The organism is Phaeobacter sp. JH204B (assembly GCF_048055755.1).
In the GTDB taxonomy this organism is placed as follows: Bacteria; Pseudomonadota; Alphaproteobacteria; order Rhodobacterales; family Rhodobacteraceae; genus Phaeobacter; species Phaeobacter bryozoorum.
Map to the genome: position 1 here is coordinate 172,355 of NZ_JAYMXF010000033.1, position 25,883 is coordinate 198,237.

A 25,883-nucleotide genomic window follows, 5' to 3' on the forward strand; every position below is an offset into this window, starting at 1 on the left:
ACAGATGACACAGACCATCCTCTTTGACCCACTGGTCCCCTGGCCGCTGATCGGCCTGCTTGCGGCGCTGTCGGTTGCGGTGCTGGCTCTGGCGGTCTGGAAACGCCTTGGGGGATGGCCGATGCGTGCGCTCGCCGCTCTGGTGCTGATCGCGGCCCTCAGCGGCCCGGTGTACCAGATCGAAGACCGCGCCGCGCTCAGTGACATCGTTCTGGTGCTTGAGGATAAGACCGCCAGCCAGGCCCTGTCCGACCGCCCCGACCAGACAGGGGCCGCCCGTGCCGCATTGGAGACCGCCCTCAGTCAGCGCCCGAACACCGTGGTTCGCTGGATTGCCGTCGACAGCGTCCCGCCGCGTGATGGCAGCAGCGACAACAGTGGCACCCTGCTGATGGGCGCACTGGCCGAGGCGCTTGCCAATGTGCCGCGCGGTCGGGTTGCCGGGATGATCGCGCTCAGCGATGGCCAGATCCATGACATTGCGCAGACCCCGGCCCTGCCTGCCCCGCTGCATCTGCTGCTGACCGGTCGCCCCAGCGATTGGGACCGGCGGCTGATCGTCAAGAACGCCCCCAGCTTTGCCATTATCGGTGAACCCGTGACCCTGACCCTCAGGATCGAGGATCAGGGCGAGGCCCCCGCAACCGGCAATCTGGCAGAGCTGGCGATTTCAATCGGCGGCGCCGAACCGCAGCGCTTCAACCTGCCTGTCGGTGTCGATTTCGACCTGCCACTGACCCTGCCACATGGGGGGCGCAACGTGATCCAGTTCACCGTCCCCACCGCCGAGGGCGAGTTGACCGATCGCAACAACGCCGCGCTGGTCCAGATCAACGGGGTGCGCGATCGGTTGCGCGTGCTGCTGGTCTCGGGCGAGCCGCATCCGGGCGGGCGCACCTGGCGCAATCTGCTGAAATCCGACAGCGCGGTGGATCTGGTGCATTTCACCATTCTGCGCCCACCGGAAAAACAGGACGGGGTACCGGTCGATGAGCTGTCGCTGATTGCCTTTCCAACGCGGGAGCTGTTTCTGGAAAAGATCAATGATTTCGATCTGATCATCTTTGATCGCTACAAACGGCGCGGCATCCTGCCGGCGATCTACCTCGACAATGTGGCCGATTATGTTGAACGCGGAGGCGCGGTTCTGGTGGCGGCGGGGCCGGATTTTGCCAGCGCCGACAGCATCTATCGTTCTCCGCTGGCCAGCATCCTGCCTGCCAGCCCCTCGGCGCGGGTGCTGGAGCGCGCCTATCGCCCGGAAATCACCGATCTGGGCCAGCGCCACCCGGTTACCGCCGATCTCACCGGCGCCTCCGACTGGGGCCGCTGGCTGCGGCAGATCGAAGTCGACGTCCCCCAAGGCAATGTCCTGATGAGCGGCCTGGATGACCGCCCGCTGCTGGTTCTGAACCGGGTCGGCGAGGGGCGCGTGGCGCTGCTGGCCTCCGATCATGCCTGGCTCTGGAGCCGGGGATACGAAGGCGGCGGCCCGCAGCTTGAGCTGCTGCGGCGCCTTGCCCATTGGATGATGAAAGAGCCCGAGCTGGAAGAGGACGTCCTGTCAGCCGAGGCAACCGGGCAGCGTATGCGCATCCAGCGCCGCAGCCTGGGCGAAGATGTCGGCGATGTCACGGTCACAAACCCCGATGGCAGCACCGTCACCGTCACGATGACCCAAACCGCGCCCGGCCGCTGGGAAGGCCGCTACGAGGGGCCGGAACCCGGTCTTTACCGACTGGAAGAAGGCAGCCAGTCCACCGTCATCGGCCTCGGCCCTGCGGCGCCGCGTGAATTTGAACAGACCATTGCCACCGGCGATATCATGGCCGCCGCCGTGGCCCAGACCCGTGGCGGCGTGCGCGCGCTGCACGACGGTATCCCGAGCCTGCGCGATGTGCGCGAGGGACGCGTTGCCGCTGGACGTGGCTGGATCGGACTGACCCCGCGCGACGCCTATCGCACCGTCTCGGTCAACCAGACGCCGCTGCTTCCCGCTTGGCTGGTGCTGCTGCTGGCCAGCGCGGCGATTCTCGCAGGCTGGCTGCGCGAAGGGCGGCGGTGACCATCAGCCTTTGCAGGGTGCCGGATCTGCGCTACTCACCTGGGTGGGTGATCCGCACACGGGCCTGATCGGAGCGACCATTGCGATCAACCACCACCAGTGTTGAAAATCCGCGCTCCATCCCCGGCAGATCAATGCTGCGGCGGCGGGCGCCGGTCACCACCGGCTTTTGATTGGCCAGCACCAGAAACGGCGCCTCGCCGCCTTTGATCCGCAGCGTGACCTGTCCATCCTCTGCCAGCATCAGCGCCGCACCGTCCGGTGGAAACGCCAGCTGCACCGCGTCAGCGGGCTGGCCACCCGCCCGACCGCCGTCAAAGCGCTGCAAGGGCAGCGGCAGCTCCGAAGTGGCCACCCGCAACGCCGGGCGAGGCGCCGGAGGGAGCGGTGCAAAACCGGTCCCGAGCCGCCCGAAGGCCTCAAACAACAGTGGGGCCGCCAGCTCTGCGCCAAAGGCGCCCGGCACCGGCGTGCCATCGGCCCGGCCAAGCCAGACGCCAACCACATGGCGACCATCCCAGCCAATCGCCCAGGTATCGCGGTGCCCGTAGGACGTCCCTGTCTTATAGGCCAGCACGCCAGCAGGCGCACCTGCTGGCGGCGGCACATCGCGCAGAACATCGGTGAGATGCCAGGCTGAGACTTCGCTCAACAGGCGTGGCATCCGTTCAAACGACGCCTCCATACGCACCCGCAACCGAGGCCCCTGCCCGCCCGCCGCCAGCCCGGCATAGACCTGCATCAGATCATGCAGCGACAGGCCCACCCCGCCCAGCGCAACCGCCAGTCCCGGCTTGCCGCCGGGCAGCTGCGGTCGCGCGCCTCCGCGCCGCAGGGCTGACATCAACCGCGCCGGACCCAGCGCCTGCATCACCCGTATTACCGGCGTATTCAGCGATAATTGCAGCGCACGCCGCATCCGCAGGTCGCCGCGATAACCTCCGTCAAAATTCTGTGGCGCATACCCGTCGATATCAATAGGCTCGTCGTGGATCATGGTTTCCGGGTGCGCCAGCCCCTGATCAAAGGCAAGACCATAGACCAGCGGTTTCAGCGTGGACCCCGGCGAACGCGCCGCGCGCGTCATATCCACAAACCCCTGTCGCAGATCATCCTGATATCCGGCTGAGCCGACAGAGGCGAGGATCTCGCCGCTCTGGTGATCGGCCACCAGCACCGCCGCCGACAGCCGGGCGTCCTGCCGCGCGACGGTCTGCGCCACCAGCCGCGCCAGCCGGTGCTGTAATCCGGCCTCCACCGTCAGATCAATCCGCGCAAGCTCCGGCGTCTCGGCTATCACGCGATCCGCCAGATGCGCGGCCATCTGCGGGAAGCGGCGCATTTGCCGGGGGATCCGCGCCCGCTGCGCAGCCTCGGCCGCCTCCACCGGCAAGACGCCTGCGGCTGCCATCCGCGCCAATACCCGGTTGCGGGCCATCTCTGCAGGTTTCGGAGCGCGATCCGGGCGGCGCGCCTCCGGTGCCTGCGGCAAGGCGACCAGCAGCGCCGCCTCCGCCGGAGACAACCGCGACGGCTCCTTGCCGAACCAGGCATAGCTCGCCGCCCGCACGCCTTCCAGATTGCCACCAAAGGGCGCGTGAACCAGATACAACTCAAGGATCTGCGCCTTGGTCAGGCGCCGCTCCAGCGCCAGCGCCAGCCGAATCTGGCGCAGTTTTCCTGCCCAGCGCCCGGTGCTGCCATCCTCCAGCAGCCGCGCCACCTGCATCGTCAGTGTCGAGCCACCCGAGACCACACGCCGCTGCCACACCGCCTGCGCCGCCGCCCGCAGCAGAGCAAGCGCATCAACGCCGCCATGGTCGTAGAACCGCTTGTCCTCATAGCGCAGCAGCATCGCGCGATAGCCCGCGTCGACCTGATCCGGCCGCACCGCCATCCGCCAGATCCCATCGGCAACCGGATAGGCCCGCAGCAACTGGCCGTTTCGGTCGCGCACCTCGGTGGCTGTCTCCGCCAGTGTTGCGGGCATCGGAGTTCGGGCGATCCAGGTCTCGACCCCCAATCCCAGCGCAGCAAGGGTCACGCATAGGGCAGCCGCCCCTCCCAGCAGCCGCCAGGAGGAGCGCGCCCGTAGCCGCATCTTTGGCGCGCGGATCACCGGACCTGCACGCGCCCGGTGCCGGTACGGGCCCGGTTGGCGGGCCGGTACATATCCTCAACCGACGCCGCCGGGTGGTGGAACAGACCGGGCGTCACCGCCCGCGCCACATAGGCCAGCGTCACCGGCGCCCCGGCCTCGTCGCCGCGGCCCCGCCGCAGATCGACAGCCGCCAAAAACCGGTCCGCACGGAATTCTGCATGTCGCGCGTCGCTCAGCGTCAGCCAGTCTAGCCCGCTCAGATCACCGGATCGCAGCAGGCTGGGATTATCAATCTCCAGCCCCGCAGGCAGCGGATCATTGATCATCAACCGCGCGCCACCCGGCTCAAACGGGACCACCCGCAGCACGGTGACAAAGCGGTCGCCAACCGTGAACTGATCCGGAGCCAGAGCCTCGCCCTCCAGTGTGTAATAGCTCCGCTCGATGCTGTAGCCAGTTCCCCCTGCCGACGCTGCCACCAGCGGAACGCCAAGGGTGGTGAGGGTGATATCGACCTCCTTGCCCGTGGCCGCCGTCAGCGCCAGCGGATCGCGATCCTGATCTCCATCCAAGACCTCAACAAATGGACCGTCCGTCGCCTGTCCATTGACCAGCAGACCGGAGCCACCACCGCCCTCGATCAGCGCATGAGCCGCCATCAGCGTCCAGGCGCTTTCCTGCGTGGACAGCAGTCGGCCATCGGCTGTCAGGCCCGCGCTCAGACGACGGCTGTCCACCGCCTGCGAACCGGCCTCGCTGGCCAGGGCCAGAACACCGGCCTGATCGCGGCGCTGGCTGCCATAGTCGGCGCGCCACAGGGTCGGATCGGGATCATCCCCCTGCAACATGGAGGCCGCCCGGGCAAACATCTGATCGGCCCGGCGCTGATCGCCATAGGCCGCCAGCGCCGCCCCGATCTGGGCAACGGCCAGGGGTGTGGCGAAATCCGCAGCCTTAACGTCGGCGTAATAGCGCAGATCGCCCATCGCCGCCTCCCCCTCGCGCGCCAGCACCAGCAGCGCATAGGCGATGTCCTCACCTCCATTCTCGAAATCGGGGGCATAATTCACCCGGTTGCGTAGGTTGTCCAAGGCCTGCCGGAACCGGGTGTCAGCGACCTGATAGCCCTGCACACGCGCGCGGCTCAGAAAATCGCTGGCATAAGCGTCCAGCCAGAAATCACCGCTTTCGGCGCGCCACAGACCAAAACCGCCATTGCTGGCCTGCCGCGACAGCACTTGCTGAATGGCGCTGTCAATCCGGGCGGCGACCTGCGGCCCGTCACCCAACCCGGCAGCCTGTGCCACCGACGACAGATACAGCAAGGGCAGCGCCCGAGATGTGATCTGCTCGGTACAGCCATAGGGGTAGAGGTCGAGGCCCGTCAGCAGACCCGGCACGTCGAACCGCGCCAGCGGCCCCGCGGACATCACTGCCCGCGCGCCGCCCGGTCGCAGCCCGGTAAAGACGTCAGATGAGAACAGAAAACTATCCCCCGCCGCCAGCCTGAACCGTCTGGTTGTGGCAACCATCGGATCATTGGCCCGCACCGGCAGGCGCAGCGTCTGGATCAGCGTTTCGCCCTCTGGTGTCGTCACGGCGAGCTCAATCTCCGGATCTCCGACAGCCAGCGCTTCGACCGGCAGCATCAGGGTGGTATCTGCGCCATCGGCCAGCTCCAGGACTTGCGGCAATGTCCCGATCTCAAGCCCGCCGCCAAGGACCCGCGCCGCAAGGCTCAGTTGGCCTGCGGGCCCATCTGCATGAGTGAGCTCCACAAGAACCCGGCTGCTGTCTCCGGGCGCCAGAAAACGCGGGGCATTGGCGCTCACCACGATCGGATCGCGCACCACCACGTCCCGCTCCGCCTGTCCAACCGCATCTTGCGACCAGGCGACAGCCATCACCCGAACCGTGCCGTTAAACGCTGGCAGCGCGATCGGCACCTCGGCCGTTCCATCGGCCTTGACCTTCACCGGACCGGAAAACACCGCCATCAGATCCTGCGTCGGTGGCGGCGACTGCAGTCGCATCCCCGCCCCAGCATCGCCGCCGGAGCGCACCCGGCCCAAGGCGCCGTTGCCACTCTCGATCAGGCGACCGTAAAGATCCCGCAGCTCCATCCCGAGCCGCCGCTGGCCATAGTAATGCGCCAGGGGGTCCGGACTCTGAAACCCGGTGAGGTTCAATATCCCAAGATCAACCGCCGCCAGCGTCAGCCAGACCTCTTCACCGGGAGCGGCCCCCGCGACCTCAACGCGGGCCAGCTGTGTCCGGCGGGGTCGGGCCACCTCCGGCAGGTCCAAGGTTACTTCCAGCGCCTGGCCCGGGCGAATGACGCGAGCATGGGCAAGCCCCAATGCGCGGGTCGGGGTCTGATCCGCTTTGCCAGCAAGCGGCTGCAACACCATCGCCGAGACATATGCCCCGCTGCCCCAGTCGGCACCAACTGCCAGTGGAATCACCGTCTCCCCGGCGGGAACCTCGACCATCTGGCGGCTGATCAACCGGTTCGACATCACCGAAACCAGAGCCGTGCCAGCCGCGCGGGTGACCAGCCGCAACCGCGCTGTATCGCCGGGCTGATAACTGTCGCGATCAAGAAAGACGTCCAGCTGGTCGGGCGTATCCGCCCCCTCGTCAGGCACATACCACCCTGCATAGAAATCGGTCGAAGCCGCCACATAGGGCGTGCCCCGATGTTCGATCACCAGCTCATACCGGCCCCAGTCCACCGGCTGCTCCAGCACCAGAGGTGCCGCTGCGCTCAGAGTTGCCTCACCCGTCGCGATCCGGCTGCGCCGGGTGGTCGGCTCCCAGTTCCAGTTGCCGTAGAGCTGATACCACTGGTAGCGGGTTTCCACCCGGTTCAAACTCCATGTGACCGGCATATCCCGCGTGCTACCGTCCGGGGCCAGCGCAATCACCGAAAACCGCGCCGCATCGCCCTCTGCGACGACCTCTTCAAAAAGCGGCTTGATACCAATCACCGGCCCGTCAGGCTGCATGGGCACAGTCATCTGCCGTTCGACGGGTCGCGCGCCCCCATCGGCCAGCCGGGTGGTCACCTCCGCAATCAGAGGCTGACCCGGCGCGTCAATCTCCGGCAGTGTCACGGTAACCACGCCCAGACCCGAGGCATCGGTGCTCATCCCGCCGAAATAGCGGCTCTGCGGCGCGACGACCTCGTCATGGCGACCAAAGCGATAGCCCGTCCAACCGCTCACCTGTTCCGCCGGGCGCAGGGTCACCTCGCCCTCGATAGTCAGGTCGCGGCCCGGGGCACCAAACAGATACCGCGCTTCGATCCGCAATGGGGCGCTTGTGCCCGGACGCAGACCTTGGTCGGCTCCTGCCGCCAGCTCTTGCGTGAAATCAATGCGTTCAGGCAGAAAATCCTCGACCAGAATTTGCCTGCTGGCCAGCGCCGGGGCTTCGGGGTCCGACAGGATCGACAACCGCCAGGTTCCGCGCGGTGCCGTATCGCCAATCGGCAGGCGGAACACATGGCCGCCCAGCACCCCCTGATCGGAAACCACCCGGGCGTATTCGACCCCGTCCGGGCGGTTCAGAACCGCGATCAAGGGCACGCCCGGAAGCGCCTCGGCCCTCGGATCACGGGCAAGGGCGGTCGCATGAATCACCTCACCCGCACGATAAGCCCCCCGATCAGTGGTCAGGAACACGTCAATCGGACCCGGCGCCAAACGCCCCTCCACCCCCCGGTCCGACAGATCAAAGGCGGCGTCCCGCAATGAGAGAAAGGCAAAATCGACCTCCGCCGCGTCCTCCTCGCCGGTCAGCGCCATGATGACAGCCGGAGCCGATGCCCCCTCTCCACGGGTCAACCCCGCGTCGAAACGGGCATAGCCGTCAGCGTCGCTGACTGCCGTCCCCAGCACCGCGTTGGCATTGGAGACCAGCTGCAAACGAACGCCCGCGCGCGGCGCGGCATCTGCCAGTCCCTGTACCTGCACATGCAGCCCATCACTGCCCAGCATGGTGCTCAAACCCAGATCCGTCAGCACGAACCATTGGGTTGCCGCAGGCGCCTCATAGGGATCGGCCCCCGGAACCTGCGCGCTCAGCGCATAAAGACCTACCGGCTGATCCGCCAGCGCCTCATCAAGCGGCAGCCGTGTGGTCACCGATTGGTTCAGATCCTGCTGGACCTCCGCGGTGCCGGTCCAGATTTCCTCGGCAATATCGCTGGCGAAATGTTCATCCTGCCACTGCGACAGCGGCCGGGCAAAATAATCCTCCTGTAGGGTTCGCAGCAGGTTGCGATCGCTCACACGGCGCAGGCGCAGATCGAGCGTGGTCGCGTTTACCGTCTCAACCGGCACCGCCACCTGATCTCCCTTGGGCAGCACATAGGACCGCCCGGAGAAACGCACGTTGGGGGCGCGATCCCGCACGTAGTGGGTCAGCGTTACATCCTTGGCCAATGTCTCGCCGGTTGCCGCCGGCAGCCCGCGCCGCAGCATCACCCGGTAGCGGGTGCCATGCTCCACACCGTCAATACACAGCTCGCGCGCGGTCGACTCGGCAACCAGACGCGGATCGGCCAGTTTCACAAAGTCGCTGTAGTCGATCCCGCTGCGTACCAAATCTTCAGAAAATTCGACACAAATGCGGGGCGATGCGCTGTCGCTCTCAACCCGGCTCCCGGTGACACGAAATCCATATTTGGCAATTGCCTCATCCAGACGCAGTGACAGTTTCGCGCTGGTGTCACGATCTGCCGCCAGCCGCAGAACCGCCAGCGCGGCACGTCCCCGCCCCAGCTGTTCCAACGCCTCTGCGGCGGTGATCAATCCGGCCGCCTGCGCCGCCGGCTGCGAACTGCGCAGATAGGCATTGAGCGCTGCCGCAAAGGCCTCTTCATGGGCGCGGCGTTGAGCGGATCCGTTGAGTTCCTGACGCAGCAGCTTGCGGGCATAGTCCAGCCACAGATCGCCGCGATCACTCAGCACCACAGCCTCGGCAACCCACCGCAGCGCCGCTGCCGACGGCGCCCCCTGCGCCGCAGCAATCAGATCCTCAACGCTGGATCCACCCGTTGGAAAGCGCAGGCCAAGGTTTTCTGCCTGTTTGGACACCGCAGCCAGATCCGCAACCTCCAGCCCCTGCAAGGCCGCGGCGCGCTGTTTGGCCGCCTGCTTCTCTGCCGCACCGGCGAGAAGCTTATGCGCTGAAAACGCCCCGTCATAGGGCGACGGCTGATCCATCGCCGATTTTGGGAAACAGGCGTTTGATCGGCTGTTGAAGGCAAACCCGACACAATCGGTCTGTGCCGAACAAGCCCGCGCGCAACTGCGCATATCGGTGTCAAAAAGCGGCCCAAGATCGGCCCCGAAATGATCGGTGTCGCGCTGAGTGACATAGCGCGTTTCCGGAAAAATTGAATCAGCGAAAACAACTAATGGTTGAACAAGCCAACCGCACAAAAGTACAACAAATGAAACAGGCACACGCACAATAGAACCCTCCAGACCTGCCAAGAGGCTGGCACGGGGTTAACGCCATAGCAAGATATCGCAACGTAACAGATGAACTAATCTCAATTTAATCTCTGCCCGCCAAAGTAGGGCAGACAGGTCGTGTTGGTTTTATGTGGAGTTCGCAGGGATGAACCTTGCTGACAGATTGACGGAAGAACGACGCGCGCGTCTCGCGGCGGAGCGCCTGCTTGAATTGAAGCAGGCGGAACTTTCGGCAGCCAACCGCAAACTCGGGCGCCATGCGCTGGCATTGACACGCCAGATCGGCGTCACCCAGGCCGAGGTCGCGACGGTGCGCGACGAAAACGCCAAGGTTAAATCGGACCTGTCCACCGCCAACGAAAAGGTTGAGCGCGCCGAGCGACGGCTTTGGCATTCGATCCAGGCCTTTCAGGACGGCTTTGCCTTCTTTGATGCCGACAGCAAACTGATCGGCGCCAATGGCGCCTATCTCGACCTGTTCGACGGGCTGGAGGAAGTGGCGCCTGGCGTCTCCTACGTACGGATCCTGCAGATTCTCACCGATGAGGGGCTGGTGAACACCGGAGAACAGGATCCCGATCACTGGCGCGCCCAGATGTCGGAGCGCTGGCTGTCGCCCTCCCCCGAACCTGTGGTCGTACGGATGTGGGACGACCGCTACCTGCGGCTGCTGGATCAGCGCGGCCATGGCGGCGATATGGTCAGCCTGGCGCTCGATATCACCTCCACCGTCCAATACGAGGAGGAGCTTGAGGCCGCCCGCGAGCGAGCCGAGGCCGCAAACCGTGCCAAATCCGCCTTCCTGGCCAATATGTCCCATGAGATTCGCACCCCGATGAACGGTGTTGTCGGCATGGCCGAGCTGCTCAGCGACACCAATCTGAACGAGGAACAACAGCTCTACGCCAACACGATCAAAAACTCCGGCGAAGCGCTTTTGGTCATCATCAATGACGTGCTCGACTATTCCAAGATCGAGGCGCAGAAACTGCAGCTGCACCCTGAACCCTTTGATCTGGAGCGCAGTGTACATGAGGTGCTGATGCTGCTTCAGCCCACCGCGCGGGACAAGGGGCTGACACTGCTGCTGGACTACGATCTGTTCCTGCCAACCAGCTTCGTCGGGGATCCGGGACGCATCCGCCAGGTGCTCACCAATCTTGTCGGCAACGCGGTGAAATTCACCTCAGAAGGTCATGTTGCCCTGCAGATCACCGGCATCTCCAATGCTGACGACAAGATCTGTTCGATCCATGTCACCATCGAAGACACCGGCATCGGCATCCCCGCAGAGAAGGTGCAGGACATCTTTGGCGAATTCAATCAGGTCGAGGATGAGCGCAATCGCCAGTTTGAGGGCACCGGCCTTGGCCTTGCGATCTCAAAGCGGCTGATTGAACTGATGGGCGGCGAAATCTGGGTCGAAAGCGAGGAGGGCAAGGGGTCCTGTTTCGGTTTCCGCATGGAGCTGCCACTGGCAGAGGGTGCTTCAACCAGCATCCCGACGCTGCCCAAGGGGCTGTGTCAGGTCGTGGTTATCGAGTCCCAATCGGTCATGCGCGACGTGCTCAGCAAACAGCTGGCGACGCTGGGGCTGGATGTGACGGTCTTTGACAATGGCACCACCGCAATTGCCCAGATGCCTGAGGACGTCGATCTGGTCATCTGCGATGAACAACTGCCCGATCAGGATGGGGTCGAACTGGCCCGCAAACTGCGCTCCGGCTCCTTTGCCAGTGTACCGATCCTCATGCTCAGCAGCGACCCCACAGCAGCCAGCAACGCGGTTGTACAATCCGTGACAGACAGCGTGCTGCTGAAACCGATCCAGCGGGACGAGCTGTTCCAGCGGCTTGTCGACCTGCCCAAGCGTGGATCAGCGGCGCGTGCCGCAGATATGGTTGAGCCGGTTGCAGCCACACCGCAGGTGCTCGACACGGTGGCCACACCGCTGCCGTCAGCGCAGCCAACGGCCCCGGCGCCCTCCCCGACCGTGGCGCCGACCCTGGCTCCGGCCCCGATCGCCGCGGCGGTCGATGCCACCCCGACGCCCCGGCTGATGCGGATTCTGGCAGCAGAAGACAACCGGACCAATCAGCTTGTGTTCCGCAAAATGGTGAAAGATCTGAACATAGATCTGCAATTTGCCAGCAACGGGATTGAGGCGGTGGAGGCCTATCAGTCCTTCCAGCCTGACCTGATTTTCATGGATATCTCGATGCCGGTGATGGACGGCAAGGAGGCAACGCAGAAAATCCGCGCGCTGGAACACGGCACCGGCATCTACACGCCCGTTGTCGCCCTCACGGCCCATGCGATGGCCGGCGATTCAGACGGGATTCTCGCCGCAGGTCTGGATCACTACCTGACCAAACCCCTGCGCAAGGCGCTGATCCACGAACGTATTCACGCCTATCTGCCTGCCGAGGCGGCGCCGCTGGCGGATGACGACCTCACCCAGACCGGCGCCGCCTGATCTGCACCGGCCCCGCTCAGCCCGCGCGCAGGAACACCGGCTGATCCGGCTCCGACATCTCCGGCATGTAGCGATAGCCGCCGCTGTCAAAATCCAGCAACGCCGCAGGATCGCTTAGCCGGTTCTGAATGATGTAGCGCGCCATCGCGCCCCGCGCCCGCTTGGCGTAAAAGCTCACCACCTTGGGCGTGCCGTTCTTGTCTTCCATGAAGACAGGCGTCACGACCCGCAGCGCCAGCGCTTCGCGATCAACCGCGCCGAAATACTCCTGGCTGGCGCAGTTCACCAGCACATCGCTGCCCATGGCCTCACCTTGGGCATTCAGCGCATCAGAGATGTCCCGCCCCCAGTAGTCATAGAGATTCTTGCCCTTTGCTGTCTTCAGCCGCGATCCCATCTCCAGCCGGTAGGCCTGCATCGCATCCAGCGGCCGCAGCAGCCCGTAAAGGCCCGACAGAATGCGGAAGTGGTCCTGCGCCCAGGCCATTTCCTCCGCATCCAGAGACCCTGCCTCCAGCCCCTGATAGGTGTCACCCGCAAAGGCCAGCGCGGCCGGGCGCGTGGCATCGCTGCCCGGATCGGCGGCAAAGCTCTGAAATCTCTCGTAGTTCAGCTTTCCCAGATCCTCGCTGATATGCATCAGCTTCATCAGCTCGGCGACCGAGAGATCGCGCGCCACGGATGCCAAATCCACCGCCGCGTCGTGCATGGCGGGCCATGTCATCTCAACGTCGCGTTCGCTCCAGTCCAGCTTTTTGGCCGGAGAAGTCACTACCAGCATATTCTGCCCCCATCTGTTCTGGACAAGACCTAGCCCGCGCCGCGCAAGACGTCCAGAAACGCCGCTGCAAAACGTTCCGCGCGGCGCTCGCCTAACAGCCTTGTGATGGCGATTTCAGTCTGCGGACGGACCTGCGCCAGCTTCGCCAGCTGCGCCGCAGAACAGCTCAGCGGTTTCTCGGTTCCGTCGCTGCCCCGCGCCAGCTCCGCCTGCACAGCCATCAACGCATCATAAACCGATCCGGCGTCGCGCCCGGCCAGCTTGCGCCGCATCGGGTGCAGCGCCGCGCTCTCGCCGGTGATCACCGACAGGAAATCGCTGCCATACCGCTCCAGTTTCTTCGCCCCGACACCGCCGATCCGCGCCATTTTATCCAGCGTATCGGGCCGGGTTTCGGCCATCTCGATCAGCGTGCGATCCGCAAAGATAACATAAGCCGGCACTTTCTGCGCCTCGGCCAGCGCGCGCCGCTTGGCTTTCAGTGCCGACAACAGCGGCGCGTCCTCATCCGACACCAGCGCCTTTACCGCAGGGCTGCGCTTGGCAGAGCTGATGGTGTCGCGGCGCAGCGCAATGTCCTGTTCACCGCGCAGAACCGGCAGCGCCGCCTCGGTCATCCGCAGCGCGCCATGGCGTTCGGGATCGGGGCGCACCAGATCATGTCCCATCATCTGCCGGAACACCGCCTGCCACTGTCGCTTGCCATATTCCTTGCCACAGCCAAAGACCGACAGATCGTCATGCCGCTTGTCACGCACCCGGTCGGTGGCATTGCCCACCAGAATGTCGATCAGATGTCCCGATCCATAGGTCTCGTTCGTTCGCAGGATCGCCGACAGCGCCTTGCGCACCGCCGTGGTGCCGTCGAACACATCCACCGGCTGGTCGCAGAGATCACAGTTGCCGCAGGGCTCAGCCGCCTCGCCGAAATAGGCCAGCAGGGTCTGGCGGCGGCATTTCAGCGCTTCGGCCAGTCCGAGCAGCGCATTCAGCCGGGCATGGTCTGCACTGCGGCGGTCCGGCGGCGCCAGACCCTCGTCGATCTGACTGCGACGCAGTCGAATATCTTCCGGCCCGAACAGCGTCAGCGTCTCGGCAGGCGCGCCGTCGCGGCCACCGCGTCCGATTTCCTGATAATAGGCCTCGATGGATTTGGGCAGATCCGCATGGGCGACCCAGCGAATATCGGGCTTGTCGATCCCCATGCCAAAGGCCACCGTGGCCACAACGATCAGACCGTCCTCGCGGGCAAAGCGCGTCTCCACCCCGCGCCGGTCCTCTGCGTCCATGCCACCGTGATAATAACAGGCGGCGTGGCCCGCCTCGCGCAGCCCCGCCGCCAGCGCTTCGGTCTTGGCACGTGTCCCACAATAGACGATGCCGGATTGACCTTTTCGGGCGGCCGCAAACTCGAGTATCTGACGGCGCGGGCTGTCTTTGGTGGCAAAGGCAAGATGGATATTGGGCCGGTCAAAGCCGCGCAGGAAACTGCGCGGTGCGACACCATCAAACAGCTTCTCGACAATCTCTTCGCGGGTTTCCTGATCTGCGGTCGCGGTAAAGGCCGCCAGCGGCACGTCCAGCGCCCGCCGCAATTCACCAATCCGCAGGTAATCGGGGCGGAAATCATGGCCCCACTGGCTGACGCAATGCGCCTCATCCACCGCGATGAGGCTGACACCGATCCGCCGCAGCATCCCCATCGCCGCCCCGGAGGCCAGCCGTTCCGGCGCCATATACAGAAGCTTTAGCCGCCCCTCCTCGATGGACTGCCAGACCGCCTCGGTTTCTTCGTCGGTATTGCCCGAGGTGAGCGCCCCGGCGGTCACGCCAACCTCCTGCAACGCCCGCACCTGATCGCGCATCAATGCAATCAGCGGCGAGATCACCACCGTGACCCCCTCACGCAGCAGAGCAGGCAGTTGGAAGCACAGGGATTTGCCGCCGCCGGTCGGCATGATCGCCAGCACATTTTCACCGGCGGTCACGGCGTCGACGATCTCCTCCTGCCCCGGGCGAAACCCGTCAAAGCCAAAGATTTCCCGCAACAGCGGCGTCGCGCCAGTAGCACAGGCAGCGGTGACGGATGTGCCAGTGGAGGTCGCCCCGGTCGGAGCGGTCATTTCCGGCTGCAATGCGGACATGGGGGCTGGGGGCCTCTTTTTGTGTTCTGCTCGTCTTGGCAGCTACAATCCCACAACGGGATTCGACCCACAAGGGTGCGCACCCCCGACCGTCAGACAAGTGGCACCGAAAAGACCGCCGCAGGCCGATGCCTGGGCGGTCCATCCGCATCAATCGCCGCGCCGCGATCAGAGCGATCGCCGCGCCTCGGCCCATTGGGTCAATAGAACATGGCGATATTGTTGGTCAGAATAATCCGCAGCGCATAAACGGCGATCAGCACCACCAGCGGCGCCAGATCAAGGCCCTGCATATTGGGCAAAATGCGGCGCACTGGCGCATAAAGCGGCTCTAACAAGCGGTTCAGACCATACCAGACCTGCGCCACAAATTGCTGATTGAGGTTCAGAACCTGAAAATTGATCAGCCAGCTCATGATCACATGGGCGATGATGAAGAACCAGACGATGTCCAGGATCAGCATCAGAATTTGAAACAGCGACAGCATCTCTTTGATTTCCCTTTTTGGAGCTTGTCCACAGGTAAGCGCGCCCGCGCAAAATCGCAAGACTGCCGCGAGGTTGCGGTTGACGCGCTGTAAACAGATGGCAACACGGGCACATCACACAGGAGAGCGCGCCCATGTTTCCCATCGTCCGCCTGATCAAGGATCTGCTGGTTGCCCGCCGGATGCCGCCGCTGGATCTGACCGACACCCATGTTTCCCGCCACATCTGCTGGCCCTGGGATCTGGATATCTGGATGGAGCTCAACAACGGCCGTGCGATGACGCTCTATGATCTGGGCCGTACCATGCTGGCCCAGCGTGTCGGCCTGATCGGCGCCCTGCGCAGCCGTCGCTGGGGCATGACGGTTGCGGGCACCACGGTGCGGTTTCGCCGCCGCATCCGCGGCTTTGAACGGTTCGAGATGCGCAGCCGGGCAGTGGCCTGGGACGATCGCTTCATCTATCTGGAACAATCCATGTGGAAATCCAACGGCGACTGCGCCAGCCACGTGATGCTGCGCACCGCCATCACCGATGCCAAGGGGATCGTCGCACCGAAGGAGGTGCTCAAAACCATCGGTCGCACCGACAGGCTCGCCCCCGAGATGCCCGCCTGGATCAAGGCCTGGTGCGAGGCGGACGCAGGCCGCCCCTGGCCACCGATGATGGCGGATCCTGCCCCTGCGGCGCCCGAAACCCTCCAAAACGGCTAGGTCCGGCCTGCCGCAGCATCCGACCGCACAGCATATGGCTGTACGAAGGACCAGCGCGATCTACCACAGGTCAACGCAGGACACGCTTGCCTAACCCCATACCGGCCTGTCATACCAAAAGGTAACGACAAAAGACCACGACAGGCATCGGGCGAGGGACGACGAGGCATGACGCAGATATCCATGCGCAAGCGCATCTGGGGCTGGTGGGCCTTCGACTGGGCCAGTCAGCCCTATCACACGCTGCTGGTCACCTTTGTCTTTGCGCCCTTCTTCGCAGCCGTTGCCGCCGAGTATTACCTGACCCAGGGCCTCGCGGATGAGGCGGCAAAGGCGCAGGCGCAGACGGTCTGGTCGATGTGCCTCACCATCACCGGCCTGATGATCGGCCTTGGCGGGCCGTTTCTGGGCGCGCTTGCGGATATCTCCGGGCGCAAAATGCCCTGGATCATGATGTTTTCGCTGATGTATGTGACCGGCGCCTGGGGCCTGTGGTTCATGGACCCGGACGGATCAAACCTCTGGTGGATGCTCATCAGCTTTGGCTTCGGCTTTATCGGCGCGGAATTTGCGCTGATCTTTGTCAATGCGCAGCTGCCCTCTCTCGGCAACAAGGAAGACGTCGGCACCATCTCAGGCACCGGCTTTGCCATCGGATACCTTGGCGGGGTGATCGCGCTTTTCCTGATGCTCACATTGTTCGTCGAACAGGGGAATGGCAAAACCCTGATCGGGATTGATCCCATTCTGGGGCTGGATGCGGAGACCCGCGAAGGCACCCGCGCCGCAGGTCCGCTGACAGCGATCTGGTTTGCGCTCTTTATCATCCCCTATTTCCGCTGGGTGCGCGACGATGCCATCACCGGCGCGCGCGGGCGGTTTGGCGATGCCATCCGTTCCGTTGGTCGCGCCGTCCGCAGCCTGCGCCATCGCGCCAGCCTGACCGGCTATCTGATCTCCTCGATGCTCTACCGGGATGCGCTGAACGGGCTTTATGCCTTTGGCGGAATTTACGCGCGGCTGGTGCTGGGCTGGGAAATCACCCTGATCGGCGTCTTCGGCATCATCGCCGTGATTTCCTCGGCGCTGTTCAGCTGGCTCGGCGGGCTGGCGGATCGCCGCTTTGGCCCGAAACCGGTCATCACCACCGCAATTCTGATCCTGACAACCGTCTGTTTCCTGGTCGTCAACATGTCCCGCGACCAGTTCTTTGGCCTCTCCCTCGCCGAAGGCTCCGGCCTGCCTGACGCCGTCTTCTTTGCCTGCGGTGTGCTGATCGGTGGCTTTGGTGGTATCCTTCAGGCCGCCAGCCGCAGCCTCATGGTCCGCCACACCACGCCCGAGAACGCGACCGAGGCCTTCGGTCTTTATGGCCTTTCGGGTCGCGCCACAGCCTTTCTGGCACCGGCCCTGATCGGAATATCCACCACGCTCACCGGCAGTGCCCGCCTCGGCATTGCACCGGTTATTCTATTGTTCATTATCGGGCTCATCGTTCTGCGCTGGGTCAATGCAGAAGGAGACCAGAGTTGAAGTTCAGTCGATACATCACCCTCACCGCCCTCCTGTTGACAGCCTGCGCCCCCGCCGGGGACAGCCGATCACCCTCCGCCAATCCGGTGGTCAGCCGCTCTGCAAACTCGGACGTACCCGCAAAGCAGCTGTTCGGTGCCAAACGCGCAGGCTCCGCGCAGAAACCCGCACCGCATGGCTCCTACGCCAAGGGCTGCGTGGCCGGGGCAGAACAGCTGCCCCAGACCGGCCCGACCTGGCAGGCGATGCGCCTGTCGCGCAACCGCAACTGGGGCCATCCCGAAACCATCGACTTTATCAAGGATCTGAGCCGCGTTGCCGCCCGCCAGAGCGGCTGGAACGGGCTCTATGTCGGCGATATCAGCCAGCCGCGCGGCGGCCCGATGCTGTCCGGGCACCGCAGTCATCAGGTGGGTCTGGACGCCGATATCTGGATGCTGCCGGCCAAGCGCCTCGACCTCTCCGTCGCCGAACGCGAGAAGATCTCCTCGATCTCCCTGCGCCGGGCCAATGGTGCCTACACCAATTCCAGCTGGTCACCCCAGCACCACGCCATCCTGCGCGCCGCCGCCAAGGATGACCGCGTGGCGCGGATCTTTGTTTTCCCCGGCGCCAAGGTCCAGATGTGCAACGACGAGAAGGGCAACCGCGACTGGCTGCGCAAGGTCCGGCCCTGGTATGGCCATCACTACCACTTCCACGTCCGGCTGAAATGCCCGGCCGGCGCGCGCGGCTGTGTCGATCAGGATCCGCCCCCGCGCGGCGACGGCTGCGATGACGCGCGCCAGTGGGTGAAGGACATCCTGAATCCGCCGCCGCCAAAACCGCGCGACCCCAATGCGCCGCCGCCCAAACCCCGGCGTGAATACACTCTTTCGGACCTGCCTCAGCAATGCGCCGCCGTTCTGCAATCAAACTGAGCCTCGGGCTGGCAGCGGCGCTGACCATCTCTCTGACGGCGCTGCTGGCCTATCGGCCCGTCGCCTCGGCCGCACAGCCGGGCGGGGCGCAGTTCATCGCGGCCTATCGCTGGACCCACCCGGCCAAATGGTTCGGGGGGTTCTCCGCCCTGTCGCTGTCGCCGGACGGGGCGCAGATGACCGTGGTCAGCGATCGGGCCACCATCGTCACCGCCCGCATTCAGCGCGGAACCGCGGCACTGCACCCCATCGAGGCCATCACCCCGACCGAGGCCCATAGGCTGCGCGCATCAGACGGCGCGATCCTGCGCGGGCGGATCGTCGACGCAGAAGGCCTCGCAATCGCGCGTGACGGCACCCTCTTCATCTCCTTTGAAGGCGTCTCGCGCGTGGCCCGGCACCGCAGGGGTGACAGTCGCGCCGAGGTACTGCCCCGCCCAAAGGCCTTTCGCCGCCTGCCCCTGAACAAGGCGCTGGAGGCCCTCGCCATCGACGGCAAGGGCCATCTCTACACGCTGCCGGAACGCGCCCTGACCGAGGCGGGAGATATCCCCGTCTGGCGGTGGAATGGCAGCCGATGGGACCGTCCCTTTGATCTGCCGAGCCGGGGAAAATTCCTCCCTGTGGGCGCCGATTTCGGCCCTGACGGCCGCTTCTACCTCCTGGAACGCGACTTTGGCTTCATCGGCTTTCGCAGCCGCCTGCGGCGCTGGGACATCACCGCCGATGGCATCAGCGGCGAGGTCACATTGCTGCAAACCGGTCTCGGTCTGCACGACAATCTGGAGGGCGTCTCGATCTGGCGCGACAGCAGCGGCGCGCTGCGCGCCACCATGGTCTCCGACGACAACTTCAAATCGCTGCAACGCACCGAACTGGTGGAATACCGGCTGCCCGATTAGGCCACCACCGGTGCGACAGCAGGCAATACCTGACAAATCTCTTGCCCAAACAGGGGCTTTTCCGCTATTGGGCCTGATCTTTCGCATCGTCGAAACAAGTCTCCGCGACCTTGTCTAAAAAACGGACTGCAAAATGACACGCTCTTACCTTCCTGGCATTCTTGCCATGGCCGCTGTTGTTGTGGCCTCCAACATCCTGGTGCAATTCCTGTTCGGCCAATGGCTGACCTGGGGCGCCTTCACCTATCCCATCGCCTTCCTCGTGACCGATGTGACCAACCGCGTCTATGGCACCGGACCCGCTCGCAAGGTGGTGCTGGCCGGTTTTGTCGTTGGCGTCATCTGCTCGCTGATCGGCACCCAGATCATGGGCGAATTCGGCCCCCTCGTGACCCTGCGCATCGCCATCGCCTCCGGCCTTGCCTTCCTCACAGCACAGCTGCTGGACGTCTCGATCTTTGCCGCCCTGCGCAATGGCGCCTGGTGGCGGGCACCGCTGGCCTCGACCTTGATCGGCGCCACGGTCGACACCGCGCTGTTCTTCAGCATCGCCTTTTCCGGCGCTCTGGTCTGGCTGGAACCCGGCAATGATGTCAGCTGGGCCGGTGAAATGCTGCCGATCCTCGGCACTGGCCCCGTCGCCCCGCTCTGGGTCTCGCTTGCTGTTGCCGACTGGGGCGTGAAAGTGGCACTGGCGCTGCTGGCGCTCGTCCCTTTCCGCCTGATCGTGGCACGTCTTACACGGTCGCAGGCCAGCGTTAACTGACAGCCGTCTTTTTATTTGGAGATCTTCCGGTTCCGTGCCACCATCCAAGACAGCGGAAACAGAGAGAAAAGGAGGTGATCCAGTGTCAAGAAAGGTATTGGAGCAAGGCGTAGCAACAACCGGAGCGGCGGCCCTCTGAGGCAGCCCTCTCTGGCAGTCGCCATCCGGCTGGGTTTCAGACCCTAACCTGCCTTTGCTCTTACAGACTTTCGGAAAGGGCCGCCTCCGTCGGGGCGGCCCTTTTTGCGTCACGCGATGCCCTCCCGTGACCTCCCAGCCACGGCTTTCGCTTGGACCTTGGCGATACGGCAGATTATGGTTCGCCCATGTTGCACATTACCGACACCATCGGCCTACAGGACTGGGAATTGACCGAAAGCTTTATGCGCGCCTCAGGTCCCGGCGGGCAGAACGTGAACAAGGTCTCCTCCGCCGTCGAACTGCGGTTCGAGGCCGCACGCTCCCCGGCGCTCAGCCCGGCGGTGAAATCGCGCCTGAAACGGCTGGCCGGTCGCCGCTGGACCAAGGACGGCGCGATCATCCTGCAATGCGACGAAACCCGCTCGCAGCAGCGCAACCGAGATCTGGTGCGCGAACGCCTGGCCGAACTGATCCGCCAGGCCCTGATTGCCCCCAAACGTCGCATTGCCACCAAACCCACCCGCGGCTCAGTACGCCGCCGTCTGGAGGCCAAACGCCAGCGCGGCGACATCAAGGCGACGCGCGGTAAGATCGACCCGGACTGAGACAGGCGATTGCGCTGCTCCCCGGTCTCCGCCAAGCTGCCGCTGAGTCAATTCGGGGAGAGAGCATATGCGGCTGGCAGGGAAATGCACCATTGTAACCGGCGGGGCCTCAGGCTTTGGCGCCGGCATCGTCACCAAATTCCTGCAGGAGGGCGCGCGGGTGATGATTGCCGATATCAACGCCGACGCCGCCGCAGAGGCCGCGGAACAGGCCCGCAACAGCCATGGAGCAGATAGGGCATTTGCCCAGACCGTCGATGTCTCCGACCGCGCCTCGGTCGATCAGATGGCGGCCACGGCGCTGGATCAATTCGGACAGGTCGATATTCTGGTCAACAACGCTGGTGTCAGCCACCTGCCGACGCCGCTTGAAAACGTCAGCGAAGACGATTTCGACCGCGTCTTTGCCGTCAATATGAAATCCGTCTATCTGACTGCCCGCGCATTGGTGCCGCATATGAAGGCGCGCCATTCAGGCGCCATCCTGAATGTCGCCTCTACCGCCGGCATCTCACCCCGTCCCAATCTCAACTGGTACAATGCCTCCAAGGGCTGGATGATCACTGCAACCCGCACCATGGCGGTTGAGCTTGCCGCCGCCGGGGTGCGGGTCAATGCGATCAACCCGGTCGCGGGCGAAACCCCGCTGCTGAAAACCTTCATGGGGGAGGATACGCCAGAGATCCGCGCCAAGTTCCTTTCAACCATTCCAATCGGCCGCTTCTCCACCCCCGAGGATATGGGCAACGCCGCCTGCTACCTCTGCTCAGATGAGGCCAGCATGGTGACCGGCGTCGCGCTGGAGGTCGACGGCGGGCGCTGTATCTGACCGCCCGAGCCCGACCAAGTATCCGGCCTGCCTGTCATCTTTCCCGAAATACTCCCGCCGGAGGCCGCGCGCGCCAGCGCGCCCCGGCCATAAGCTGCCCCAGATGCCCGCCCCAACGCCCCAACAGGAGACACCCGATGAAACCCGGCCCGCGCAACCTGATCACCGATGTCCCCGGCCTCAAGGTTGGCAGTGCCCAAGACCGGCGGCTGAAATCCGGCACCACCGTGCTGACCGCCGATCGGCCCTTTACAGCCGGGGTGCATGTGATGGGCGGCGCGCCGGGCACCCGCGAAACCGATCTGCTGGCGCCGGACAAATCCGTCGCTCAGATTGATGCGCTTGTGCTCTCCGGCGGCTCCGCCTTCGGGCTGGATGCCTGCTCCGGCGTGGTGGCAGGGCTGCGCGCCGCCGGGCGGGGCTTTGCGGTGGGGCCTGCGCGCGTGCCGATCGTGCCGGGTGCGATCCTCTTTGACCTCTTGAACGGCGGCGATAAGGACTGGTCCGAAAACCCCTATGCAGCCCTTGGTCGCGCCGCCTATGAAGCGGCTGATCACGGCTTTGCCCTTGGCACCGTCGGGGCGGGCACCGGAGCTCTTACAGCACGGGTCAAGGGCGGACTCGGATCGGCCTCCTTTGTCCTGTCGGACGGCACCACCGTCGGGGCGCTGGTCGCGGCCAATCCGCTCGGTTCGGTCACTACGCCGGGAGACCGCCATTTCTGGGCAGCTCCTTTTGAAATTGATGGGGAGTTTGGCGGTGCAGGCGTCGATCCTGCAACCGGCTTCACCACCCCCGCCCCGAGCCTCAAGCTCGCCGCCATGCAGGCGCTGGCGCAGGGCACCGAACTGCCGACCGAGGGCAGCAATACCACGATTGCCATCGTCGCGACCGACGCGGCGCTGAGCAAATCGCAATGCCAGCGGCTCGCCATTGCCGCTCATGACGGCATCGGACGGGCCATCGTACCGGCACATTCCCCCGGCGACGGCGATCTGGTTTTTGCGGTCAGCACCGCAGATCCGGCAAAGACCATCAGCGACGGTGATCTGGGCGCTGATCTGGGCGCCATCGGACATGCCGCCGCCCTCTGCCTCAGTCGCGCCATCGCCCGCGCTGCCGCGCTCGCGCATGCCGAACCCGGCGATCTGCTGCCCTCCTGGCAGGACATGTGACGCCACGGCCTCCCCTTGACCTCGGCGCGATCTGACACAGGTGAACTGTCGCAGTGCCTGACCGAGAGCCAACGCGGCAATACGCCGGTTTGACTTTCCTGCAGATCCGGCGCGTATTGATCGAGCCAACTCAATTTTGGAGCAAGCGACATGAAACTTCTGACTGCTGTAGCGGCCCTTGGCCTGATTGCAGCCCCTGCCTTTGCCGAAGGCGACGCCGACAAGGGCGAAACGGGCTTCAACAAGTGCAAATCCTGCCACATGGTTGTCTCGGACAGCGGTGACGTAATCATCAAGGGCGGCAAAACCGGCCCGAACCTCTGGGGCGTTGTCGGCCGCACCGCCGGCACCGCGGACGGCTACAAATACGGCGACGACATGGTGGCCGCAGGCGAACAAGGGCTGGTATGGGACGAAGAGAGCTTCGCCGCCTATACCGCCGATCCCAAGGCTTTCCTGCGCGATTACCTGGGTGATTCCAAAGCGAAATCCAAAATGTCCTTCCGCCTGAAGAAAGGCGCCGAAGACATCTATGCCTTCCTCGCGATGCACGGCCCCGCTGATGCCGCCGAAGGCGACGCAGACGCCACCACAGATGAGACCGCGACCAACTGATCCCGGTCCCCTGACACGACAGCAAAAGCCGCGCGCCTCTGGCCGCGGCTTTTCGCACAATTGCCTTTCGTTTTCTGCTGGGATATTGACCGTTCCGCGTCGGCACCCGTAACCACGCACCCGCAACTCTGGCCAGCCTTGGTTGCGGGATTGACCTCCACCCGACGACAACCATATCTGCCCGATGGCCGCACAGCCCAGCCCCTTGCACAATCCTTGCGAGCTCCTGCAATGACCCACATGATCCCCGCCTGGGTGAATGGCACCCTGACGCCGGTTGAAAAGCTGGCCGCCCATGAACAGGGGCTGAAGCACAAGGCCGTTTCGGTCTTTGTGGTCAAGGGCGGCGAAATCCTGATGCAGCGCCGCGCTCTGGGCAAATACCACACCCCCGGTCTGTGGGCGAACACCTGCTGCACCCATCCGAAATGGGATGAATCCTCCTCCGCCTGCGCGGTCCGCCGGATGCAGGAGGAGTTGGGCATCACCGGCCTCTACCCCGAGTTTCGCCATCACCTCGAATACCGCGCCGATGTCGGCAACGGGCTGATCGAACATGAGGTGGTTGATGTCTTTCTCGCCCATGCCCACCGCGCGCCGCAGCTCACCCCCAACCCGGATGAGGTGATGGAGACCCGCTGGGTCGATTACCACGACCTTCTGGCCGAGGTGAAGCGCCACCCGGATCGCTTCACCCCCTGGCTCAAGATCTACCTCAACAGCTATTCCGACGTGATCTTCGGCCCCGACCTCAGCCTCGGCAGCAGCGAGGACAGCTGACGCATCCGCGGCTATCAGTCTCTAACCAAGGCATCTGCCCCCCCCTTGCCCCGATGCGGGTGCCGTGATTCTAATATCGGCATTTCGACAGCGCACAAGAGGACAGGCCAGATGACAGTGATGATTGCGGGGGCCGGGATCGCGGGGCTCACACTTGGCCTCACCCTGCATGAGCTGGGTGTGCCCTTCCACATCTACGAGGCCACCGAAACGCTGAAACCGATGGGCGTCGGCATCAATCTGCAACCCAATGCGGTGCGCGAACTCTTCGATCTGGGGCTGGAGGCCGAGCTCTCCGCCATCGGCGTCCGCACACGGCAGCTGGGATTTTATTCCAAACTGGGCAACACCATCTGGGAGGAGCCGCGCGGCCAGGCGGCGGGCTACAGCTGGCCGCAGTTTTCCGTCCATCGCGGCGCCTTGCAGATGATGCTCTATCACGCGCTCCTCGCCCGCGCGGGCGACAGCGTCCTCACCACCGGCGCGCGGGCGGCGGGATATGAGCTCACAGATCACGGCGTCACCCTGCATCTGGACGGCGGGCGCGGCGTGCAGGGCAATCTCCTGATCGGCGCCGACGGCATCCATTCCGCCATCCGCGCGCAGATGTATCCGGGTGAGGGCGCACCGATCTGGAACGGTCGCATCCTGTGGCGCGCCACCACACAGGCCCCGGCCTTCCACGGCGGCGCGGCCATGGCAATGATCGGCCATGACCACCTGCGGCTGGTGGCCTATCCGATCAGCGCGCCCGACGCCGACGGCAAGGCGGTAATCAACTGGATCGCAGAGAAACAATTCGATCCCGGTGTGCCCCGGAACAAGGAAAGCTGGAACCGCGCTGCCGACATAGATGACATTCTGCCGGATTTTGCCGATTGGCGCTTTGACTGGATCGACGTGCCCGCGCTGATCACCGGAGCCGAAACCGTCTATGAATATCCAATGGTGGACCGCGACCCGCTACCATGCTGGCAGGATGGTCCGGTCAGCCTGATGGGCGACGCCGCACATCCGACCTATCCGGTCGGGTCTAACGGCGCCAGCCAGGCCATTGTCGACGCCCGCGTGATTGGCGCCCAGATGCTGACCCATGGCGCAACACCTGAGGCCCTCACCCGCTACGAGAACGCCCTGCGTCCCGTCACCACCGCCGTTGGCATGGCCAACCGCGCAGGGGGAGGCCCCGACGGCGTGTTGCAACAGGTCGAGGATCTCTGCGGCGGGGAGTTCACCGACATCAACGACGTGATCCCGCAGGATCAGCTCACCGCCCATGCCGCGAAATACAAATCCATCGCCGGGTTTTCGATCGAAGAGCTGAACGCCCGCCCCCGCACCATACCCGCAGGCACCCGCATCA

At 64.5% G+C, this 25,883-nt stretch carries 18 protein-coding genes; 13 read left to right on the forward strand and 5 right to left on the reverse strand.

The features are described 5' to 3' along the window. Positions 1-4: 4 nt before the first annotated feature. Complete coding sequence (locus VXL81_RS19180; RefSeq protein ID WP_416555674.1) at positions 5-2,065, forward strand: hypothetical protein; 2,061 nt, start codon at positions 5-7, stop codon at positions 2,063-2,065. Between the two features lie 31 nt (positions 2,066-2,096). Here the strand turns inward: VXL81_RS19180 and pbpC are convergent, their stop codons facing one another. After that, positions 2,097-4,166, reverse strand: a complete 2,070-nt coding sequence (gene pbpC, locus VXL81_RS19185; protein WP_416555694.1) for a penicillin-binding protein 1C — start codon at positions 4,164-4,166, stop codon at positions 2,097-2,099. A gap of 14 nt (positions 4,167-4,180) precedes the next feature. Then, complete coding sequence (locus VXL81_RS19190) at positions 4,181-9,490, reverse strand: alpha-2-macroglobulin family protein (protein WP_416555676.1); 5,310 nt, start codon at positions 9,488-9,490, stop codon at positions 4,181-4,183. A gap of 307 nt (positions 9,491-9,797) precedes the next feature. Here VXL81_RS19190 and VXL81_RS19195 point away from each other — a divergent pair, with 307 nt between their 5' ends. Continuing rightward, positions 9,798-12,128 carry a response regulator gene (locus VXL81_RS19195; protein ID WP_340546404.1) on the forward strand — a complete coding sequence of 777 codons (2,331 nt, stop codon included), beginning with the start codon at positions 9,798-9,800 and terminating at the stop codon, positions 12,126-12,128. Between the two features lie 16 nt (positions 12,129-12,144). Here VXL81_RS19195 and yaaA read toward each other — a convergent pair whose 3' ends face one another. The 3 genes from yaaA to VXL81_RS19210 all read right to left on the reverse strand — a co-directional run bounded on the left by yaaA (position 12,145) and on the right by VXL81_RS19210 (position 15,541). Then, positions 12,145-12,909, reverse strand: coding sequence for a peroxide stress protein YaaA (yaaA, locus tag VXL81_RS19200; RefSeq protein WP_416555678.1), 765 nt, complete (start codon positions 12,907-12,909; stop codon positions 12,145-12,147). A 29-nt stretch (positions 12,910-12,938) separates the two neighbouring features. Beyond that, on the reverse strand, positions 12,939-15,053 hold the full coding sequence (gene recQ / locus VXL81_RS19205) for a DNA helicase RecQ (RefSeq protein WP_416540838.1): 2,115 nt from the start codon (positions 15,051-15,053) through the stop codon (positions 12,939-12,941). A gap of 200 nt (positions 15,054-15,253) precedes the next feature. After that, complete coding sequence (locus tag VXL81_RS19210; protein ID WP_014873231.1) at positions 15,254-15,541, reverse strand: YggT family protein; 288 nt, start codon at positions 15,539-15,541, stop codon at positions 15,254-15,256. A gap of 134 nt (positions 15,542-15,675) precedes the next feature. Here VXL81_RS19210 and VXL81_RS19215 point away from each other — a divergent pair, with 134 nt between their 5' ends. The 11 genes from VXL81_RS19215 to VXL81_RS19265 all read left to right on the forward strand — a co-directional run. Continuing rightward, a complete protein-coding gene (locus tag VXL81_RS19215; RefSeq protein WP_416555680.1) occupies positions 15,676-16,254 on the forward strand; it encodes an acyl-CoA thioesterase in 579 nt (192 codons plus the stop codon). Between the two features lie 111 nt (positions 16,255-16,365). Continuing rightward, entirely contained in the window at positions 16,366-17,787 is a 1,422-nt protein-coding gene (locus VXL81_RS19220) for an MFS transporter (RefSeq protein ID WP_416555696.1), read from the forward strand. Continuing rightward, positions 17,784-18,707: a penicillin-insensitive murein endopeptidase gene (gene mepA / locus VXL81_RS19225; RefSeq protein WP_260087079.1), complete on the forward strand. Its 924-nt coding sequence runs from the start codon at positions 17,784-17,786 to the stop codon at positions 18,705-18,707. The genes VXL81_RS19220 and mepA overlap by 4 nt, the downstream gene beginning before the upstream one ends. Beyond that, on the forward strand, positions 18,680-19,609 hold the full coding sequence (locus VXL81_RS19230; protein WP_416555682.1) for an esterase-like activity of phytase family protein: 930 nt from the start codon (positions 18,680-18,682) through the stop codon (positions 19,607-19,609). Before mepA ends, VXL81_RS19230 begins: the two co-directional genes overlap by 28 nt. 133 nt (positions 19,610-19,742) lie before the next feature. Further along, positions 19,743-20,375, forward strand: a complete 633-nt coding sequence (locus VXL81_RS19235) for a queuosine precursor transporter (protein WP_340546398.1) — start codon at positions 19,743-19,745, stop codon at positions 20,373-20,375. A gap of 326 nt (positions 20,376-20,701) precedes the next feature. Further along, positions 20,702-21,121: an alternative ribosome rescue aminoacyl-tRNA hydrolase ArfB gene (arfB, locus tag VXL81_RS19240; protein ID WP_416555684.1), complete on the forward strand. Its 420-nt coding sequence runs from the start codon at positions 20,702-20,704 to the stop codon at positions 21,119-21,121. 67 nt (positions 21,122-21,188) lie between these two features. After that, complete coding sequence (locus VXL81_RS19245) at positions 21,189-21,950, forward strand: SDR family oxidoreductase (RefSeq protein WP_416555686.1); 762 nt, start codon at positions 21,189-21,191, stop codon at positions 21,948-21,950. Between the two features lie 137 nt (positions 21,951-22,087). Then, entirely contained in the window at positions 22,088-23,125 is a 1,038-nt protein-coding gene (locus tag VXL81_RS19250) for a P1 family peptidase (RefSeq protein ID WP_416555688.1), read from the forward strand. 150 nt (positions 23,126-23,275) lie between these two features. Beyond that, positions 23,276-23,740: a c-type cytochrome gene (locus tag VXL81_RS19255; protein ID WP_416540833.1), complete on the forward strand. Its 465-nt coding sequence runs from the start codon at positions 23,276-23,278 to the stop codon at positions 23,738-23,740. Positions 23,741-23,971: 231 nt separating this feature from the next. Next, positions 23,972-24,520 (forward strand): isopentenyl-diphosphate Delta-isomerase, encoded by a 549-nt coding sequence (gene idi / locus VXL81_RS19260; RefSeq protein ID WP_416555690.1) that lies wholly within the window; start codon positions 23,972-23,974, stop codon positions 24,518-24,520. A gap of 111 nt (positions 24,521-24,631) precedes the next feature. Then, positions 24,632-25,883, forward strand: a 1,252-nt coding sequence (locus tag VXL81_RS19265) for a flavin-dependent oxidoreductase (protein WP_416555692.1), incomplete at its 3' end; no start/stop codon positions are given.